The sequence below is a fragment of the Sinorhizobium sp. NG07B genome (genome assembly GCF_002532005.1).
GTDB classification, from domain to species: domain Bacteria; phylum Pseudomonadota; class Alphaproteobacteria; order Rhizobiales; family Rhizobiaceae; genus Sinorhizobium; species Sinorhizobium fredii_C.
The window spans coordinates 349,091-362,551 of sequence record NZ_NWTD01000004.1; the positions used below are offsets into that span (position 1 = coordinate 349,091).

13 protein-coding genes are annotated in these 13,461 nt (G+C 61.8%); 10 read left to right on the plus strand and 3 right to left on the minus strand.

The window, feature by feature from the left end:
* The first annotated feature begins 632 nt into the window (after positions 1 to 632).
* Positions 633 to 1,673 (plus strand): porin, encoded by a 1,041-nt coding sequence (locus CO664_RS16385; protein ID WP_097539353.1) that lies wholly within the window; start codon positions 633 to 635, stop codon positions 1,671 to 1,673.
* Between the two features lie 142 nt (positions 1,674 to 1,815).
* On the opposite strand, the gene CO664_RS16390 is transcribed toward CO664_RS16385, so the two are convergent.
* Both CO664_RS16390 and CO664_RS16395 read right to left on the minus strand, forming a co-directional pair.
* Positions 1,816 to 2,715 (minus strand): alpha/beta hydrolase, encoded by a 900-nt coding sequence (locus CO664_RS16390; RefSeq protein ID WP_097539354.1) that lies wholly within the window; start codon positions 2,713 to 2,715, stop codon positions 1,816 to 1,818.
* Positions 2,716 to 2,766: 51 nt separating this feature from the next.
* On the minus strand, positions 2,767 to 4,830 hold the full coding sequence (locus CO664_RS16395) for a lytic transglycosylase domain-containing protein (protein WP_097539355.1): 2,064 nt from the start codon (positions 4,828 to 4,830) through the stop codon (positions 2,767 to 2,769).
* Between the two features lie 292 nt (positions 4,831 to 5,122).
* Between CO664_RS16395 and dapA the strand changes: the two genes are divergently transcribed.
* Positions 5,123 to 6,007, plus strand: a complete 885-nt coding sequence (gene dapA / locus CO664_RS16400) for a 4-hydroxy-tetrahydrodipicolinate synthase (protein WP_037413668.1) — start codon at positions 5,123 to 5,125, stop codon at positions 6,005 to 6,007.
* Positions 6,007 to 6,486: an SsrA-binding protein SmpB gene (gene smpB / locus CO664_RS16405; protein WP_037413670.1), complete on the plus strand. Its 480-nt coding sequence runs from the start codon at positions 6,007 to 6,009 to the stop codon at positions 6,484 to 6,486. The genes dapA and smpB overlap by 1 nt, the downstream gene beginning before the upstream one ends.
* A 116-nt stretch (positions 6,487 to 6,602) precedes the next feature.
* On the opposite strand, the gene CO664_RS16410 is transcribed toward smpB, so the two are convergent.
* On the minus strand, positions 6,603 to 7,181 hold the full coding sequence (locus tag CO664_RS16410) for an NYN domain-containing protein (protein WP_037413672.1): 579 nt from the start codon (positions 7,179 to 7,181) through the stop codon (positions 6,603 to 6,605).
* Between the two features lie 465 nt (positions 7,182 to 7,646).
* On the opposite strand from CO664_RS16410, the gene rpoZ reads away from it, so the two are divergent.
* The 7 genes from rpoZ to rnc all read left to right on the plus strand — a co-directional run bounded on the left by rpoZ (position 7,647) and on the right by rnc (position 13,454).
* Complete coding sequence (gene rpoZ / locus CO664_RS16415; RefSeq protein ID WP_037413674.1) at positions 7,647 to 8,051, plus strand: DNA-directed RNA polymerase subunit omega; 405 nt, start codon at positions 7,647 to 7,649, stop codon at positions 8,049 to 8,051.
* A gap of 104 nt (positions 8,052 to 8,155) precedes the next feature.
* Positions 8,156 to 10,381 (plus strand): bifunctional (p)ppGpp synthetase/guanosine-3',5'-bis(diphosphate) 3'-pyrophosphohydrolase, encoded by a 2,226-nt coding sequence (locus tag CO664_RS16420; RefSeq protein ID WP_037413676.1) that lies wholly within the window; start codon positions 8,156 to 8,158, stop codon positions 10,379 to 10,381.
* Positions 10,382 to 10,532: 151 nt separating this feature from the next.
* Positions 10,533 to 10,685: a DUF3563 family protein gene (locus tag CO664_RS16425; protein WP_064506643.1), complete on the plus strand. Its 153-nt coding sequence runs from the start codon at positions 10,533 to 10,535 to the stop codon at positions 10,683 to 10,685.
* A 234-nt stretch (positions 10,686 to 10,919) separates the two neighbouring features.
* The gene (locus tag CO664_RS16430) at positions 10,920 to 11,474 is read left to right on the plus strand and encodes a DUF2062 domain-containing protein (protein WP_176536608.1); all 555 of its coding nucleotides are present in this window, start codon (positions 10,920 to 10,922) and stop codon (positions 11,472 to 11,474) included.
* The gene (gene acpS / locus CO664_RS16435) at positions 11,471 to 11,890 is read left to right on the plus strand and encodes a holo-ACP synthase (RefSeq protein ID WP_037413683.1); all 420 of its coding nucleotides are present in this window, start codon (positions 11,471 to 11,473) and stop codon (positions 11,888 to 11,890) included. Before CO664_RS16430 ends, acpS begins: the two co-directional genes overlap by 4 nt.
* A gap of 104 nt (positions 11,891 to 11,994) precedes the next feature.
* On the plus strand, positions 11,995 to 12,738 hold the full coding sequence (gene lepB / locus CO664_RS16440; protein ID WP_037413684.1) for a signal peptidase I: 744 nt from the start codon (positions 11,995 to 11,997) through the stop codon (positions 12,736 to 12,738).
* On the plus strand, positions 12,738 to 13,454 hold the full coding sequence (rnc, locus tag CO664_RS16445; RefSeq protein WP_097526570.1) for a ribonuclease III: 717 nt from the start codon (positions 12,738 to 12,740) through the stop codon (positions 13,452 to 13,454). The genes lepB and rnc overlap by 1 nt, the downstream gene beginning before the upstream one ends.
* Positions 13,455 to 13,461 lie beyond the last annotated feature (7 nt).

The following is a 13,461-nucleotide window of genomic DNA, read 5'->3' on the forward strand; positions in this document are numbered from 1 at the left end:
TCACTTAGCTGCTGATCGTGTCCCGGCAGAGCTCACATCAACACTTCGGTCGGCGCCCGTCGAAGCGCCACTTCATGGTGCCATTGCCGGACGACTTCTCGCGTAAGGGTGGGCCAGCCTAACTTCCCCTGGGGTCTCTGTGCGAGTCGTCGGACATGCGCGAATCTCCAGCCGCTGATTCTCCGGGAATCGCTCGAAAAAGGCCTCGGCTCCAGCTCCCCGGATGCCCGTCCTGGCGAGTCGAGACTTGTGCGAAGGCGGCGCGCCGTAGCTTCGCTGCCCGGTTTTGCCCCTGTTTTCGGCCTCATTCTGCCTCTTTCTGAAACAAAATCGGTCCCGTGGGTCTCCGCTAACTCCCCATGGCTAAAGGATTTTCTTAAGGCTTTGTTAACAACCCCGGGCCGTCTTGGGCGATTTTGTGTCGTTTCAGCAACAGGGATCAGGGAAGGGCGGCGCAAAGGAGTTGATCTGACAAGTTGGACATTGCGCGCCCCTCTCCGTTTTGTATTTTCAACTCCGGAAGCAAGGGCGGTTGATCGTCCGACTTCTTGAACGTTGGGGATGGGGCAGGGAACGCTGTCCTTCAGCAAAGAAACCCAGACCCGTTTGAAACTTTTGACTGGAGGTCAGAAATGAACATCAAGAGCCTTCTTCTCGGCTCCGCTGCTGCTCTCGCAGCAGTATCCGGCGCCCAGGCTGCCGACGCTATCGTCGCTGCCGAGCCGGAGCCCATGGAATATGTCCGCGTCTGCGACGCTTTCGGCACGGGCTACTTCTACATCCCGGGCACGGAAACCTGCCTCAAGATCGGCGGCTTCATCCGCGTACAGGGCGACTTCGGCCGTGACGCTGCTGACAACCGTTGGAATGCTGAAGATTTCGGTCTGCAGTCCACGTCGGACTGGGATGTCTTCTCCCGCGCTTACATCTCGTTCGACGCCAAGAGCGACACCGAGTACGGCACGCTCACCGGCTTCTTCGCTGCTGAGTTCAATGCCGACAACGACACCGACGAAGGCGACAGCCTGATCGACGTCGATGAAGCCTACATCCAGCTCGGCGGCCTCAAGGCCGGCTTCTTCTACAGCTGGTGGGATAAGGGTCTGAACGGTGAAACCGACTCGATCGGCGAAAACACTGAGTTCAACTCGATCGCTTACCTCTATGATGGCGGCACCTTCCAGGCCGGTATCGCTGTAGACGAACTCGAAGGCGCTACCACCAAGGCTAACGGCGTTGGCGTCGAAGGTATCGTTTCCGCGACGCTCGGCGGCGTAGCCTTCGACCTGCTCGGCGCCTTCGACACCGAACAGGAAGAAGGCGCGATCCGCGCTCTGCTCTCTGCAGACGTTGGTCCGGGCACCTTCCAGGCCGCTGCGATCTGGGCATCCGACCCGAACGCTTACTGGTCTGACTCCGAGTGGAGCGTTGCTGCTTCGTACCGCTTCAATGCAACGGAAAAGTTCGCAATCACCCCCGGCGCTCAGTACTGGGGTGACCTGAACGACGGCGCCGGCGGCTTCGACTCCGGTGACGATCAGTGGCGCGTTGGTATCACGGCTGATTACCAGATCACCGAAGGCCTCGCTTCGCGCTTCACGATCAACTACACGGATCCGGATGACGCTGAAGAGCAGGTCAGCGGCTTCCTCCGCCTGCAGCGTGACTTCTAATCTGACTTGACCTCGGTCAGTAGAGAGAAGCCCGGCTCTTGAGCCGGGCTTTTTCTTTGCGGGGTTGGGGATGCCGCGACACTGAATAGGACCCCTGCCATGCCTCACCAGCCTGGGGATCCGGGGGGCACAGGAATATTCGTCAGCTTCGAATGAAAGCGGCGATTTCGTCTTTGAGCCCGTCGAGATGCAACAGCGGAGCGTGGCCCTGGCCTCCCGCGGTGACAGCAACCAGCCCGGGATGCCGCCTGGCCATTTCCTCAACGGTTGCCGCACTCAGCAATTGTGAATGCTCGCCGCGAACGACCATTGCCGGGATGCGTGCAAAAGCTTCGAATTGCGGCCACAGCGACGGCAGCACGGCTTCGCCGGTCAGGCCCTTCAGTTGCGCAGCGATCGCCGGATCGAAGTCGGCAACCGGAATGCCGCCGACATCCCGATAGATCGCATTCGCCATCTCTTGCCAGTCCTGCGGTTCGGGGCGGGGGAAGTCTGGTCCGTGGATGCGCTGCAGGAAGCCTGGGGCCTCCGCCCAGCTACGCGGGCTCGCCGGAGCATTGAGGTAATCCCTGATCCTCAGCAGCCCTTCGAGCTCGATCACCGGACCGATGTCGTTGAGCACGACCCGGCCGATGAGGGCAGGGGCGGACATGATGAGGTGATGCAGGATGAGCCCGCCTCGCGACGTGCCGATGAAGGTTGCCTTGCTTATGCCGAAATGGGCGCAGGCGGCGACGACATCCCCGGCTTCGACGGCGATCGTGTAACGGGACTTGTCGCTGTCACGCTCCGACTGTCCCCGGCCGCGATAGTCCAGCGTGACAACGGGAAAAGCACCGCCGTCGGGCGAGGCAAGGAAAGCTGCCAGAGGATGAAAATCGCGGCTGTTGCGCGTCAGCCCGGGCAAGCAGACGATGGGCGTCTTCGCGTCACGGCCTATGACTTCGCTGCCGTAGCGTCTGCCATAGAGCCTGAGGCCGTCCCTCGCGCGAAAATAGTGCTCCCGAAACAGTTGTTTCTCACGCACCGGATGCTCTCGCATGGCTCCATCCTTCGGTTTTTCGGAGATTGTCCCTGCCTGCGGCGCTGCGGCTCAGGAAGGATTGCGGCCCATCCTCAGGTCGGCGACGATGTCCGCCTTCTGCCCGAGACGGGATTTGTAGACCTGGTAGTTCTCCATCACCCGCTGAACATAGTTGCGGGTTTCCTCGAAGGGAATCCGTTCGATCCAGTCGACCACCTCGTCGATCGGCTTGCCGCGCGGGTCGCCGTAGCGCGCCAGCCATTCCGGCACCCGGCCGGGTCCGGCATTGTAGGCGATGAACGTCAGGATGTAGGAGCCGCCGAAACGATCGATCTGCTCGCCGAGATAGTGCGAGCCGAGCGTCGCGTTGTAGCCGGCGTCGCTCGTCAGCCGGTCCTTGGAATAGGCAAGGCCGTAGCGGCTGGCGACACCCTTCGCCGTCGCCGGCAGGAGCTGCAGCAGGCCGCGGGCATTGGCGGCCGACACCGCGGCCGGATTGAAGGCGCTTTCCTGGCGGGCGATAGCGTAGGCAAGTGCCTTGCCGGCGCCGCTGATATTGGCGTCCGTCGGGATGACGCCGAGGGGAAAGGCGAGGGCGGCCACATCGATGCCGCGGCCGAAGGCGATCTTGCCGATCTGCAGGGACAGTTGATGATTACCCGCCTTTTCCGCCCTTGCCGAGAGAATGGCGAGTTCGCCCGGATCGGTCAGGTCCTCGGCAAGCGCGCGGTAGAGGCTTTCCGCGCGCCAGCCGTGGCCGGCGGCTTCCAGGCGTTCGATTGCTCGAACGGCTTCGCGATCTTCGAGCCGGGCGCGATCCTCTGGGGTTGGCGAGGGATAGGCGACGTTGAGGGCTGAGCGGCCGAGCCGAGCCGCGGCGAGCTGGCCGTAGAAGGTGCCGGGATAGCGGGCGGCGTTGGCGAAATACTCGTCCGATTTCCCAGGGCCGCCGGCCTCGGCGGCGCGTCCCAGCCAATACCAGGCCCGCGACGCTGAAATCGGCCGGTTCGACGTCGCCAGGATCTTACGAAAGTGTCGCGCCGCCGTCGTTGGATCTTCAAGCCCGCGCAGCGCGTACCATCCAGCATGGAACTCAGCGTCCACGATGTCGGTCGCGTCGATCGCAGCATGATGGGCAGCAACCCGGTAGGCTCCGCGAAAATCGCCCTTGTCGAGCAGGCCGCGGCCGACGATCCTTTGTTCGGTCCACCATTCGCCCGCATCGACGAGGGCGTTGCTGTCCTTCGGCGCCAAGGCAAGGAGCTCCGCCGCTTCCTCGAATTTCTCCTGCTTACGCAGATATTCGACGCGCAGGAAGAGATAGGCCGGGTTGTCGCGCCAGGATGCATCGACCGCTTCGATCAGCGCCGCCGCCTTGCCGTTGCCGCGGACCACCGCAGCCCAGGCTCTATAGAGCGATTGTGCCTTGCCCAGGTCGCTGAACCTCTGCGCCTGTTCGACACGGCTGCGATAGAGAAGCATCTCCATGCGGCGCCGATGGTCGGCAGGCGTCAGCAGGGATGAGAATTCCGAAAGGATCTTGCTTTCGGTCTCCTTGTCCAGCGCCTCCTTCAGCCAGAAAGCACGAAGGTGGTGTGCCGCCGCGTCAGCCTTTCCTTCGGCCACGAGTGCCCGCGCGAGAATGATCGCGCCCTCTGCCGTTTCAGGCCCGCTCGAACCGAAGGCGGCGACCACGTCTGCCGGACTCGGATTTTCGCGGTAGAGCGCCCGCTCGGAATGGAAGCGCAAGGCCCTTAGGCCGGGCCAGCCGTGAAGCTCGCGCTGCGCTTCGGCGATCTCGTAGGACGGGATGTCCTTCTGCCCGGAAACGGCGATTGCCCAGGTGAGGACATGGCGGTCGAGCGTTCCCGCACGCATGCGATTGCGGACAACCATCGCCTCGGACGGCTGGCGATCGGAGAGCGCATCGAGGCCCGTCTTCAGATCGGAAGCGACGGGTGTGATTGCGGCCCGTATGGCGCCGGTGACCTCATTGGCGACGACCGATGCGGGTGCGGGCGAACCGGGCCTTTTTGTCGGCACGGGGAGCCGGGTCTCGGTCGCAAGGGCGGAGGACGCCAGCATCGCAGCGCCGGAAATGGCGGCGACAGGCAGAAAGAGTGGTCTGCGCATCAAGCCCCGTGCTTCCCCGTTTCTCTCAATTTATTAGCTGCTGGATTCACTAACGAAAAGTTAGCGGACATCCGTCATCGCTGCAATTGCCGGCAAAGGCCGGATCCTCCCGCATTCCTGGCTGCCCCTGCCGAGCGACGCGCGGTCGAAATTGCAGGAAAACTGCTAGGAAATGCGCCTGTCCGACGCTTGCCGCAGCCATGTCACATGATTATGGTGCGGCAGTTTCTAACCGTCGAATGCGGCCAAAGCGTGGGCGCATGCTTGCCCCCCCAGCCGTCAGGAGTTGTGCATGTTCAAGGGTTCCATTCCCGCACTCGTAACCCCGTTCACGTCCACCGGCGCGGTGGACGCGGCAAGTTTCGTCGCGCATGTGGAATGGCAGATAAAAGAGGGGAGCCACGGCCTTGTGCCGGTCGGCACCACCGGTGAATCGCCGACCCTTTCGCATGACGAACACAAGCAGGTGGTGGAGCTCTGCGTCGAGGCGGCCGCGCGGCGCGTGCCGGTTATCGCCGGCGCCGGCTCCAACAACACGACCGAGGCGGTCGAGCTGGCGCAGCACGCCGAAAAGGCGGGCGCGGATGCCATCCTGGTCGTGACGCCGTATTACAACAAGCCGACGCAGAAGGGCCTCTTCGCTCACTATGCGGCGATTGCCGAAAGCGTGAAGCTGCCGATCGTCATCTACAACATTCCGGGCCGTTCGGTCGTCGACATGAGCGTCGAGACCATGGCAGCGCTGGCGAAGGCCTATCCGACGATCGTCGGCGTCAAGGATGCGACCGGCAAGATCGAGCGCGTCTCCGAGCAGCGCATGGCCTGCGGGAAGAATTTCGTCCAGCTTTCCGGCGAGGATGCGACGGCGCTCGGCTTCAACGCGCATGGCGGTGTGGGCTGCATCTCGGTAACGGCGAATGTCGCGCCGCGCCTCTGCGCCGAGTTCCAGCAGGCGACGCTTACCGGCGATTACGCCAAGGCGCTGGAATATCAGGACCAGTTGATGCCGCTTCACAAGGCCATCTTCCTGGAGCCCGGCCTCTGCGGCGCAAAATATGCGCTTCATCGCCTCGGGCGGATGAGCCGCGCCGTGCGCTCGCCGCTGCTGCCGACGCTCGAGCCGGCGACCGAAGCGGCGATCGACGCGGCGCTCAGGCATGCGGGATTGATGAACTGATGGCACCCAAGGGCAGCGAGCGTACGGTCAGGAAAGTGGTGGCGGAAAACCGCAAGGCCCGCTTCAACTACGAGATCGTCGATACCTACGAGGCCGGTCTTGTGCTGACCGGCACGGAGGTCAAGTCGTTGCGCGAGGGAAAGGCCAATATCTCGGAATCCTATGCCACCGACGAGGGCGGCGAGATCTGGCTGATCAATTCCTACCTGCCGGAATATCTCCAGGCCAATCGGTTCAATCACGAGACCCGGCGCCGCCGCAAATTGCTGTTGTCGAAGCGCGAGGTGAACCGGCTGCAGGGCGCGGTCAATCGCGAGGGCATGTCGCTCATCCCGCTCAAGATCTACTTCAACGATCGGGGCCGGGCGAAACTGGAACTGGCGCTCGGCAAGGGCAAGAAGCTGCACGACAAGCGCGAGACGTCCAAGGAGCGCGACTGGAACCGGCAGAAGAACCGTCTGCTGAAGGAGCGCGGCTGAACTGGCCGCGCAACTTTCCGCGGCCGCGCGAGATGCGATCAAGCAGTAGGCGCGATGCATCGTCCCGCCCGCGCCGGAAGGCCGGGCGGAACGAACGGGCTTGAACGCTGTTTCTATCAAGCCTCGGCGTCGTTGGAAACGGGCTCGGGCGGGCGTGCCATGCGTTCGGACGGCTCGCGGCCAATCTCGCCCCTCAGCGTCGCCAGATCGATGAAGTGGTCGGCCTGGCGGCGCAGGTCGTCGGCGATCATCGGCGGCTGCGTCGACATCGTCGAGACGACCGAGACCTTGCGTCCCTTGCGCTGCAGCGCCTCGACAAGCGTGGTGAAATCGCCGTCACCCGAGAAGATCACCAGATGATCGACCGTTTCGGACTGCTCCATCGCGTCGATCGCCAGCTCGATATCCATGTTTCCCTTGATCTTACGCCGACCGAGCGAGTCGGTGAATTCCTTCGCCGGTTTGGTGACGACCTTGTAGCCGTTGTAATCAAGCCAGTCGATCAATGGGCGAATAGAGGAATATTCCTGGTCTTCGATAAGTGCGGTGTAATAGTAAGCGCGCAGCAGGTAACCGCGTTTCTGGAATGCCTTCAGCAGCTTTCTGTAATCGATGTCGAAGCCCAGGCTCTTCGAGGCGGCGTAGAGATTGGCGCCGTCGATGAAAAGAGCGATTTTTTCGCGAGGATCGAACATCGTAATTTCCTTTTCCATGCCCTGCGCATTATAGCCGTCTGCCCCCGCAGAAGGCGCGCAGAAAATAGGCGCATTACATTAATAATTGCTGATATTGCAAATAATGTAAGTTATGCCACGCATTAATCCAAGCGGCGTACGGTGCATATAGCAAGTTTTAGCAGTTGCTCCAGTTCATCCACACTTCAATTTACGATTGCTGGTGGAGATTTCGGCTGGCGCCTCCCAAAATACAATCCATATATGTGGACCTCGGCCGCATCGCGGATATGTCGTATTCTATCATGGGGTCGGGAATGATGTGAGCGGCGGGTGCAGGAAAAACTTGAACTTGTGCTGTTTTGATTGTATCCGGGCGACTAATTCCAGAAATCGGAGCTGCAAGTGCCGTCCTGTTGCGGCGTTCCGGTTTCGTGTCGTTAATCCCGCCGCGGCAGCCGCCGCGCTCTCGCAAAGGACAAGGCCATGGCCCGCGTCACCGTCGAAGACTGCATCGACAAGGTCGAAAACCGTTTCGAACTCGTCCTGCTCGCCAGCCACCGCGCACGCCTGATCTCTCAGGGCGCCCCGATCACGGTCGACCGCGACAACGACAAGAATCCGGTCGTCGCCCTGCGCGAGATCGCCGACGAGACCCTTTCGCCGGGCGATCTCAAGGAAGATCTGATCCATTCCCTGCAGAAGCATGTGGAAGTGGACGAGCCCGAGCCCGACGCGGCCGCGATCGCCCAGTCGGAACCCGCCGCTTTTGCGGAGGCTGCGGAAGACGAGGACCAGCCGGAGGCTTTGACCTTCGACCGCATGTCGGAAGAGGAGCTACTGGCCGGCATCGAAGGCCTGGTACCGCCGGAAAAGAGCGACGACTACTGAGATCCGTTCGCGAACAGCCGTTCCAAACGTGTTTTCGAAGCAGTGCGCCACTCATATGATTGGCGCACTTTTTGTTTGTCTGACTGCCATGGAGCCGCCTGCGAATGATGCGCCAATACGAGCTCGTTGAGCGCGTGCAGAAATACAAGCCTGACGTGAACGAGGCCTTGCTGAACAAGGCCTATGTCTATGCCATGCAAAAACACGGGCAGCAGAAGCGGGCAAGCGGCGATCCTTACATTTCGCACCCCTTGGAAGTGGCGGCGATCCTCACCGAGATGCATCTCGACGAATCGACGATCGCCGTTGCGCTGCTGCATGACACGATCGAGGACACGACGGCGACGCGGCAGGAGATCGACGAACTCTTCGGCGAGGATATCGGCGCGCTTGTCGAAGGCCTGACGAAGATCAAGAAGCTCGACCTCGTCACCAAGAAGGCCAAGCAGGCGGAGAACCTGCGCAAGCTGCTGTTGGCGATATCGGACGATGTCCGTGTGCTTTTGGTGAAGCTCGCCGACCGGCTGCACAATATGCGCACGCTCGACCACATGTCGGCGGAAAAACGCGCCCGGATCTCCGAGGAGACGATGGACATCTATGCGCCGCTGGCCGGGCGCATGGGCATGCAGGACATGCGCGAGGAGCTCGAGAACCTCGCCTTCCGCCATATCAATCCGGAGGCCTATGAAACCGTCACGAGGAGGCTGGAGGAGCTCTCCCAGCGCAACGAAGGCTTGATCAAGAAGATCGAGGAGGAACTGAGCGAACTGCTCCAGGCCGAGGGCTTGCGGAATGCTCAGGTGAAGGGGCGTCAGAAGAAGCCCTATTCCGTCTTCCGCAAGATGCAGTCGAAATCGCTTTCCTTCGAGCAGCTGTCGGATGTCTGGGGCTTCCGCATCATGGTCGACGATATCCCCTCCTGCTATCGGGCGCTCGGCATTGTGCATACCCGCTGGCGCGTCGTTCCCGGCCGCTTCAAAGACTATGTTTCGACGCCGAAGCAAAACGATTACCAGTCGATCCACACGACGATCATCGGGCCTTCGCGCCAGCGCATCGAGCTGCAGATCCGCACTAGGCGCATGCATGAGATCGCCGAGTACGGCATTGCCGCCCATGCGCTCTACAAGGATCGCGACGCCCTCACAGGCGATCCGACACGGTCTCCGACGTCGAACGCCTATGCCTGGCTGCGGCGCACGATCGAATCGCTTGCCGAGGGTGACAATCCCGAGGAATTTCTCGAGCACACAAAGCTCGAGCTCTTCCAGGACCAGGTCTTCTGCTTCACGCCCAAGGGGCAGTTGATCGCGCTGCCGCGCGGCGCGACCCCGATCGATTTCGCCTATGCCGTGCACACCAATATCGGCGACACCTGCGTGGGTGCCAAGATCAACGGCCGCATCATGCCGCTCGTCACCCGCCTCAACAATGGCGACGAGGTGGAGATCATCCGTTCCGGCATCCAGGTGCCGCCACCCGCCTGGGAGGAGATCGTCGTCACCGGCAAGGCACGCGCGGCGATCCGGCGCGCCACTCGTGCCGCCATCCGCAAGCAATATGCGGGTCTCGGCTACCGCATCCTGGAGCGCACATTCGAACGGGCCGGCAAGACCTTCTCGCGCGAAGGGCTGAAGCCGGTGCTGCACCGGCTCGGCCAGAAGGAAGTCGAGGATGCGATCGCCGCCGTCGGCCGAGGCGAGCTCTCCTCGCTCGACGTGCTGCGCGCCGTCTTCCCCGATCACCAGGACGAACGGGTGACCGTCAAGCCGAGTGCCGATGACGGCTGGTTCAACATGCGCAGCGCCGCCGGCATGGTTTTCAAGCTGCCGGAGCGGTCGAAGGAGGCAGCCGCGGCGGGGCAGGTGGAGGGCCCGGAAGCGCTGCCGATCCGCGGCCTTTCCGGCAATGCCGAGGTGCATTTCAGTCCCGCCGGGGCCGTCCCCGGCGATCGCATCGTTGGCATCATGGATCGGGACAGGGGCATCACCATCTATCCCATCCAGTCACCGATTCTGCAGAAATTCGACGAGGAGCCGGAGCGCTGGATCGACGTTCGCTGGGACCTCGACGAGGCCAACAATAACCGTTTCATGGCGCGGATCGCCGTAAGCGCCCTCAACGAACCTGGCACGCTGGCAGAGATCGCCCAGGCGATCGCCACCAGCGACGTCAATATCCGCTCGCTTTCCATGGGGCGGGTTGCCGCCGATTTCAGCGAGTTGCAGTTCGATCTGGAGGTCTGGGACCTGCGTCAACTCAATCACCTGATGACGCAGCTCAAGGAATTGCCGAGCATTTCTCTGGTCAAGCGGCTTTTCGATTAGGCCTCCGCTTCTTGCCTCCTTGGCGAGCAATGCGAGGCATAAAATCGGCAGGTCATGCGCTGGGTGCATGGCTGCCGGTTGATCATGGCGCTGGTAGAACACCGATCGCTAAACTACTTATTCGATCGGGAGGTAAACGAAGAGGTTTGCCATGTTCAAGCAGTTGAAGAAAATCACCCGTGCCCTGCACATCCCCACCATCGAAGAGCGCGAAATTGCCTATCTGAACGGCTCGATCGACCGCATCGACCTCGAATATCGTCAGCGTCAGATCGACCGCGGTCTGTTCCGCAAGGATTTCTGATCAGCAGGTAACCCCATGCTGACGCGTTTTCCGGATCCCATCGATCCGGGTGGCGGAGCGGCTTGGACCACCGTCTGTCGATTCGGGAAGCCTGTTTTCGAGCTATGCATATGCTGAATGGCTCTAAGGGGCAACTCCACCCATCGCCCGTCAACCTTGCGCCTTGCGGGTCTGACGCCTATCTTGCGCCCATCACAGGGGCGCCGATCGGCGGTTACAAGATGCGACGACAGAATGCTATTTAGGCGCAGAGAACCGGTCACGATTTCGGAACGCCTTCGCGCTTTCTTCTGGCCGCGCAAGGGGCTCTCGCGCGGTCCGCGTTATATCGCCCTCCGCATACTCCGCCTGAATTCTTCTCCCCATTCGATTGCCGTCGGCGTAGCCGCTGGCGCAGCCGCCGCATGCACGCCTTTGTTCGGCCTGCATATAGTTCTGGCAGTCATTCTCGCCTGGATCTTCTCCGGCAATCTCGTCGCAGCGGTCATCACCACTGCACTCGCCAATCCGATCACCATTCCGATGATCCTGACCGTTTCCTACGAGATCGGCGTTGCGCTCACGGGACCGCAGGCCGGTCCGGGCGTCGGCTCGGCGGAGATCGCCCGATTGATCGAGCAAATGCAGCTTGCCGAACTGTGGGGGCCCGTGCTCAAGCCCGTGCTCGTCGGCTCGCTGGCCCTCGCGCTCGCCGGGGCTTTGATCTTTTACCCGCTTGCCTTCCAGACCGCCCGGGTATTCCAGGTCCGGCGGCGGGAGCGGCTGCAGAAAGCCGGATACCCGTCATGATCATCGGCATCGGCAGCGATCTCATCGATATTCGCCGCATCGAAAGCTCGCTCGAACGATTTGGCGAGCGCTTCGTCAACCGTTGCTTCACCGACATCGAGATCGCCAAATCGGATGCGCGCAAGAACCGCGCGGCCTCCTATGCCAAGCGCTTCGCCGCCAAGGAGGCCTGTTCGAAGGCGTTGGGCACCGGCCTCGCGCAAGGGGTTTTCTGGAAGGACATGGGTGTGGTCAATATGCCGGGCGGCAAGCCGACGATGCAACTGACCGGCGGTGCGGCGGCCCGCCTTCAGGAGATGCTGCCCATTGGGCACCGCGCCGCCATTCATCTGACGATCACCGATGACTTCCCGCTTGCACAAGCTTTCGTGATTATCGAGGCGCTGCCGGTTGCCCCCGCCGAGGGAACGGTTTAGAGCACTGCCGGGATAGCGCCGCTCCGGCAGTCGCTTGAAGCGACCTGGCCCGGTGAACACATGAATGTGCGGTTGCGCGGCAGGACGACAAGGAAGAACTGAGCGTGGAAGAAAAGACAGAAACGCACCAGAGCGCCCTCTGGGAGAATGTGAAGGTCATTGTTCAGGCGCTGCTCTTGGCTTTGGTCATTCGCACCGTTTTCTTCCAGCCCTTCACGATTCCGTCCGGCTCGATGATGCCGACTTTGCTCGTCGGCGACTATATCTTCGTCAACAAGTTCGCCTACGGCTATTCGAAATACTCGCTGCCCTTTTCGCCGGATCTTTTCAGCGGCCGGATCTTTGCAAGCGAGCCGAAGCGCGGCGATATCGTCGTGTTCCGCTTTCCGCCCAATCCGGACATCGACTATATCAAGCGTGTCGTGGGCCTGCCGGGGGACCGCATTCAGGTCAGGAACGGTGTCCTCCATGTCAACGGCAAGCCGGTCGATCGGGTCCCGGACGGAACCTTCCGGGCAGACGACAACTATGACACCGGCGGCGACGTGCCCGTCTACCGCGAGACGATGGACACGGGTGTGACCTATGACACGCTCGACCAGTTCCCGGATTCCAGCGGAGACAACACCCGCGAATTCCTGGTGCCGGAAGGCCATTACTTCATGATGGGCGACAACAGGGACAATTCCTCCGACAGCCGCTTCGACGTCGGTTTCGTGCCGGCGGAAAACCTGGTCGGTCGTGCCAGCATGATCTTCTTCTCTCTCGGCAACGACACGTCCTTCCTGAAAATCTGGAATTGGCCGGCGAATCTGCGTTACGACCGGCTGTTCAAGGTCGTCGAATGATGAAGGGACGGTCGCTGAGCGCGGAGGATCGGGCAAGGCTCGAGACCGCGATCGGTTATCAGTTCGCCGAGAAGGAACGCCTCGACCGCGCGCTGACGCATTCCAGCGCCCGCAATGCGCGCGCGAGCAACTATCAGCGGCTTGAATTCCTCGGCGACCGCGTCCTCGGACTTTGCGTCGCCGAACTCCTGTTCCAGACGTTCCTCGACGCCAATGAGGGCGAGCTGTCGGTTCGCTTGAACCAACTCGTCAGCGCCGAGAGCTGCGCCCGGGTTGCCGACGAGCTGTCGCTGCACGAATTCATTCGCACCGGCTCCGACGTGAAGAAGATCACCGGCAAGCACATGATGAATGTGCGGGCCGATGTGGTAGAGTCGCTGATCGCCGCGATCTATCTCGATGGCGGGTTGGAGGCGGCGCGTCGCTTCGTGCTGCGGCACTGGACCGATCGCGCAGCAAGCGCTGACGGTGCCCGCCGGGACGCCAAGACGGAATTGCAGGAATGGGCGCACGCCAAGTTCGGGGTGGCGCCGAGATACAGGACGGATGATCGCTCCGGTCCCGACCACGATCCGCGCTTCACCGTGACCGTAGAGGTCGACGGGATCGGGCCGGAAACGGGGACCGATCGCTCGAAGCGCGGGGCCGAGCAGATCGCTGCCATGCGATTGTTGGAACGCGAAGGTGTTTGGCAGAAACGGTCTGCCGGAAATTGACGGAAGC

Bases quoted from the DNA above. Each gene is read 5' to 3' on its own strand.
- CO664_RS16385 (WP_097539353.1), top strand. From the start codon at position 633: ATGAACATCAAGAGCCTTCTTCTCGGCTCCGCTGCTGCTCTCGCAGCA.
- CO664_RS16390 (WP_097539354.1), bottom strand. From the start codon at position 2,715: ATGCGAGAGCATCCGGTGCGTGAGAAACAACTGTTTCGGGAGCACTAT.
- CO664_RS16395 (WP_097539355.1), bottom strand. From the start codon at position 4,830: ATGCGCAGACCACTCTTTCTGCCTGTCGCCGCCATTTCCGGCGCTGCG.
- dapA (WP_037413668.1), top strand. From the start codon at position 5,123: ATGTTCAAGGGTTCCATTCCCGCACTCGTAACCCCGTTCACGTCCACC.
- smpB (WP_037413670.1), top strand. From the start codon at position 6,007: ATGGCACCCAAGGGCAGCGAGCGTACGGTCAGGAAAGTGGTGGCGGAA.
- CO664_RS16410 (WP_037413672.1), bottom strand. From the start codon at position 7,181: ATGTTCGATCCTCGCGAAAAAATCGCTCTTTTCATCGACGGCGCCAAT.
- rpoZ (WP_037413674.1), top strand. From the start codon at position 7,647: ATGGCCCGCGTCACCGTCGAAGACTGCATCGACAAGGTCGAAAACCGT.
- CO664_RS16420 (WP_037413676.1), top strand. From the start codon at position 8,156: ATGATGCGCCAATACGAGCTCGTTGAGCGCGTGCAGAAATACAAGCCT.
- CO664_RS16425 (WP_064506643.1), top strand. From the start codon at position 10,533: ATGTTCAAGCAGTTGAAGAAAATCACCCGTGCCCTGCACATCCCCACC.
- CO664_RS16430 (WP_176536608.1), top strand. From the start codon at position 10,920: ATGCTATTTAGGCGCAGAGAACCGGTCACGATTTCGGAACGCCTTCGC.
- acpS (WP_037413683.1), top strand. From the start codon at position 11,471: ATGATCATCGGCATCGGCAGCGATCTCATCGATATTCGCCGCATCGAA.
- rnc (WP_097526570.1), top strand. From the start codon at position 12,738: ATGAAGGGACGGTCGCTGAGCGCGGAGGATCGGGCAAGGCTCGAGACC.